This is a genomic window from Microbacterium sp. zg.Y909 (assembly GCF_024626565.1).
Genome location: NZ_JANJFJ010000327.1, coordinates 1 through 5,012, shown reverse-complemented (window position 1 = coordinate 5,012; position 5,012 = coordinate 1). Strand labels below are relative to the sequence as shown.

Sequence of the window (5,012 nt, the reverse complement as noted above, 5' to 3'; positions counted from 1 at the left end):
CGGCATCGCCCGAGGAGTTCCTCGCCATGCAGCGCGCGTCGCTCAAGGGCGTCGAGATCCACGACATCGCCCGCACCCTCGACACGTTCGAGGCCCTGTACCGGGGCGAGCCGGTCAAGCCGTGAGCAGGCCGGAGGTCGCTGAGCGCGGCATCCGCCTGTTCTTCGACGCCCGCTACATCCGCACCGACTTCCACGACGGCATCAGCCGGTACTCCGCCGAGTTGGCCGCGGCCGTGCACGAGGCCGCCCCGGGTCGAGGGGTCGAGGTCACCTATCTCATCCACGACGAGGCCCAGCGGGCGCTGCTTCCCGAGCGAGCGCAGACCCTCGCGATGACCGCGCCGACGTCGTGGCGGGAGCCGGTCGCCGCGCGGCTGCTCAACCGCTTCGCGCCCGACGTGGTGTTCTCGCCGATGCAGACGCTCGGTGCGCGGGGGCGTCGGTACCGACTCATCCTGACCCTGCACGACACCATCTACTACCGCCATCGCACGCCTCCCCGCGATCTGCCCGCACCGATCCGGCTCGGCTGGAGGCTGTTCCACCTCAGTTACGTCCCCCAGCGGCTCACGCTGGACGCCGCCGACGTCGTGGCCACGGTCAGTGAGACCAGCCGACGGCAGTTCGCCGCGGTGCGCCTCACGAAGCGGCCCGTCGTGGTGATCCCCAACGCGCCGCAGCGGCTGGCCGACCTGCTGCCCGGCGGCAGGGACGACGTGCAGGCGGACGGGCCGGTGCGCAACCTCGTCTACATGGGCTCGTTCATGCCCTACAAGAATGTCGAGACGCTGGTGCGGGCGATGCGGCTGCTGCCGGGTCGCACGCTGCACCTGCTCTCGCGCATCGCTCCGGCGCGGCGCGCCGAGTTGCAGGCGCTCGCCGGCGACGCCGCCGTCGTCTTCCACAACGGCGTGACGGATGCCGCGTACGCGGCGGCCCTCGCCGACCACGCGGTGCTCGCCTCGACGAGTCTCGACGAGGGCTACGGTCTGCCCCTCGCGGAGGCCCTCGCGCTCGGTGTGCCGGCGGTGGTGACAGACATGGAGATCTTCCACGAGGTCGCCGGCGACGGTGCCGTCTACGTCGACCCGCACGACGAGAAGGCGGTCGCGGCTGCCGTGACGTCGCTGGACGACGACGCCGTGCGCGCCGGTGTCATCGCGGCGGGCACCGCGCACATCGCGCGGTACTCGTGGGAGCGCTCGGCGGGCGCGCTGCTGGACACCGTCACCACGCTCGCGCGCGGCTGAAGGTCGGGCGTCCCCGCGGCTCAGGGCAGGCGGGTGGGGTCTGTCGGCACGCGGCGGTAGCCGTCGCGCCGCAGTTCGACGGCCGTGGCGGTCAGCGCCACGACGCCGAGAGCGGCGATGAGCAGGATGGCGATCATGGCAGTGACGCTACGTTCGTGGCAGAACTGCCACTAGTGGCAGAGCGGCCGTGACGCGTAGCATTCCTGCCATGAACACCGTGGCCTGCGTCGTGCAACCGGGATTCGCCCCGTTCGAGTTCGGCGTCGCGTGCGAGGCCTTCGGGCTGGATCGCACCGACGACGGCATCCCCAGGTTCGACTTCCGCATCGTGACGCCGGAGCCGGGCGCGATCCCGTCGAAGATGGGCTTCTCGATCAACGTCGACGCCGACCTGGCTTTCGCCGACGAGGCGGACCTCGTCGTGATCTCGCCGGTGCCGCGGGAGTGGTGGCATCGCAGCGACCCGCGCGTGCTCGACGTCGTGCGCCGGGCGGTCGCGCGCGGCGCGTGGGTGCTCAGTGTCTGCAGCGGCTCGTTCGTGCTGGCGGCGGCGGGCGTGCTCGACGGTCGGCGCGCGACGACCCACTGGATGTACACCGACGAGATGGCGCGCACGTACCCGAAGATCCAGGTCGACCCCGACGTGCTGTATGTGCAGGATGGGCGGATCATCACGAGCGCCGGAACGGCGGCGGGGCTGGATGCCTGTCTGCATCTGCTCCGCCAGGAGCTCGGCGCCGAGATGACCAACACGATCGCGCGGCGCATGGTGGTACCTCCGCAGCGGGACGGCGGTCAGGCGCAGTTCATCTCCCGTCCGCTGCCGGTGGCCGCCGGCGACTCGCTGGCCCCGGTGAGCGACTGGATGGTGGCGAACCTGCGCGAGGACCTCACCGTCGAGCAGCTCGCCGCCCGCGCGCACATGTCACCGCGCACGTTCGCCCGTCGATTCAAGGCCGACTTCGGCGCGACCCCCGCCGCGTGGCTGGGTCGGCAGCGACTGATCCACGCGCAGCGTCTACTGGAGAAGACCGACTTCGGCTTGGACCGCATCGCCGACGAGTCGGGGTTCGGGTCGGCCGCAGTGCTGCGGCAGAACTTCGCGCGCACCCTCGGGATGACGCCGACGGCGTATCGCCGGCGGTTCAGCTGTGCGCGCTCCGAGGCTGAGCCCGCCGCCTGAGCCGGGCGTCCGCAGCGGCTGTCGGTGCCGTTGCCGTTGCCGTTGCCGTTGCCGGGGCGAGGGGATCTGCCCGGATGCGGCGATTCTCGGCATCCGGGTCCTCGTTCCGGCAGATCCCCGCATTTCGGGCGGCCGAGGGGATGCCGGTTCGCCCGCCTCCCCTCGACCTATCGACCCCCGGATGATAAACTTGAGTCAGAACGGCTCAAGTTTGAGCCCCATGACTTTCAGGAGAACCATGAACGCACAACCCATGCCCGGTCAGGAGGAGCAGCAGAGCCCCCTCGAACAGTTCGGCATCAACCTCACCGACCGCGCCCGCCAGGGCAAGCTCGACCCGGTCATCGGCCGTGACAGCGAGATCCGCCGCATCAGCCAGGTGCTCACCCGCCGCACCAAGAACAACCCCGTGCTCATCGGCGAGCCCGGCGTCGGCAAGACCGCCGTCGTGGAGGGGCTCGCCCAGCGCATCGTCGCCGGTGACGTCGCCGACTCGCTCAAGGGCAAGGAGCTCGTCGCCCTCGACATCTCCGCGCTCGTGGCCGGTGCGATGTACCGCGGCCAGTTCGAGGAGCGCCTCAAGAGCGTGCTCAAGGAGATCACCGAGTCCGAGGGTCGCATCATCACCTTCATCGACGAGCTGCACGTGCTGATGGGCGCGGGCGGCGGGGAGGGCTCGGTCGCGGCATCCAACATGCTCAAGCCCATGCTCGCCCGCGGCGAGCTGCGCATGATCGGCGCCACGACGCTCAACGAGTACCGGGAGTTCATCGAGAAGGATGCCGCGCTCGAGCGCCGCTTCCAGCAGGTCTACGTCGGCGAGCCGAGCGTCGAGGACACCATCGCGATCCTCCGCGGCCTCAAGGAGCGCTATGAGGCGCACCACAAGGTGGCCATCGCCGACGCGGCGCTGGTGGCGGCGGCATCGCTGTCGAACCGGTACATCCCCTCGCGTCAGCTGCCCGACAAGGCCATCGACCTCATCGACGAGGCCGCGTCGCGCCTGCGCATGGAGATCGACTCCGCCCCGCTCGAGATCGACGAGCTCCGCCGCCACGTCGACCGGCTGGGGCTCGAGGAGCTGGCGCTGAAGAAGGAGAAGGATGCCGCGTCGAAGGAGCGCCTCGCGGCCCTTCGCGAGAACCTCGCGGCCGAGCGCGAGAAGCTCGCCGAGCTTCAGGCGCGGTGGGAGCGCGAGCGTGCCTCCCTCAACCGCGTCGGCGACCTCAAGACCAGGCTGGACGCTGCCCGCGTCGAGGCCGAGCGTGCACAGCGCGAGGGCAACCTCGAGCGCGCGTCGCGGCTGCTGTACGCCGAGATCCCCGCTCTCGAGCGCCAGGTGATGGAGGCCGAGCGGGCCGAGGGCGCCGAGGGCGAGCGCATGGTGGGCGACCAGGTGACCGACGAGGACATCGCCGCCGTCATCTCGGCGTGGACCGGCATTCCCCTCGGCCGCCTGCTGCAGGGCGAGACCGAGAAGCTGCTGCACCTCGAGCAGGAGCTGGGCAAGCGCATCATCGGCCAGCGGGATGCCGTCAAGGCGGTGTCCGACGCCGTGCGGCGTTCGCGCGCCGGCATCAGCGACCCCAACCGGCCGACCGGATCGTTCCTCTTCCTCGGTCCCACCGGCGTCGGCAAGACGGAGCTTGCCAAGGCGCTGGCGGAGTTCCTCTTCGACGACGAGCACGCCATGGTGCGCATCGACATGTCGGAGTACGGCGAGAAGCACTCCGTCTCGCGGCTGGTCGGCGCCCCTCCCGGATACATCGGCTACGAGCAGGGCGGGCAGCTCACCGAAGCGGTGCGCCGGCGCCCGTACTCGGTGGTGCTGCTGGACGAGGTGGAGAAGGCCCACCCCGAGGTCTTCGACGTGCTGCTGCAGGTGATGGACGACGGCCGTCTGACAGACGGCCAGGGACGCACGGTCGACTTCAAGAACGTGATCCTCATCCTCACCTCGAACCTCGGATCGCCTATCCTCATCGACCCGACGCTGTCGTTCGCAGAGAAGAAGGAGCAGGTGCTCGGGCTCGTGCGCCAGGCGTTCCGGCCCGAGTTCGTCAACCGTCTCGACGACGTCGTGGTGTTCCAGGCGCTGACCGAGGACGACCTGTCGCAGATCGTCGAGCTGTCTGTCGATGCGCTGCAGCGCCGCCTGAAGGACCGCCGACTGACGCTGGCCGTCACCCCCGACGCGCGGGCATGGCTCGCCGAGCGGGGCTACGACCCGCTCTTCGGTGCACGGCCGCTGCGCCGCCTCATCCAGTCCGAGATCCAGGACCGCCTCGCGATGGCGATCCTCGGCGGCGGGGTGCACGACGGCGACCTGGTGCGCGTGGACGTCGCCGCGGACGGCTCGTCGCTCGTGCTCACCAGCGCGGGGCCGGCCGACACGCCCGCCGCGGACGATGACGTGCTCGAGGCCGAACTGCTCGACGACTGACACGACCCGGATGCCGCGCCTCCCGGCCAGGGCGGGCGCGGCATCCGCTCGTCGTCGTGAGAGCATCGACGGGTGATCACGCTTCGGGCGCTGTGGGGCGCCTCGCACCCCGGCCCCTCCGTCGTGGTCACGGT

At 70.6% G+C, this 5,012-nt stretch carries 3 protein-coding genes; all 3 read left to right on the top strand.

Translation table 11 applies throughout. The annotated features are described in order from the left end of the window. Nucleotides 1–151: 151 nt before the first annotated feature. The 3 genes from NQ160_RS18340 (at nt 152) to NQ160_RS18330 (ending at nt 4,878) form a co-directional block, all read left to right on the top strand. Nucleotides 152–1,252 carry a glycosyltransferase family 4 protein gene (locus NQ160_RS18340; protein WP_257516564.1) on the top strand — a complete coding sequence of 367 codons (1,101 nt, stop codon included), beginning with the start codon at nt 152–154 and terminating at the stop codon, nt 1,250–1,252. A gap of 208 nt (nt 1,253–1,460) precedes the next feature. Beyond that, nucleotides 1,461–2,435: a GlxA family transcriptional regulator gene (locus NQ160_RS18335; protein ID WP_257516563.1), complete on the top strand. Its 975-nt coding sequence runs from the start codon at nt 1,461–1,463 to the stop codon at nt 2,433–2,435. 238 nt (nt 2,436–2,673) lie between these two features. After that, entirely contained in the window at nt 2,674–4,878 is a 2,205-nt protein-coding gene (locus tag NQ160_RS18330; RefSeq protein WP_257516562.1) for an ATP-dependent Clp protease ATP-binding subunit, read from the top strand. Nucleotides 4,879–5,012 lie beyond the last annotated feature (134 nt).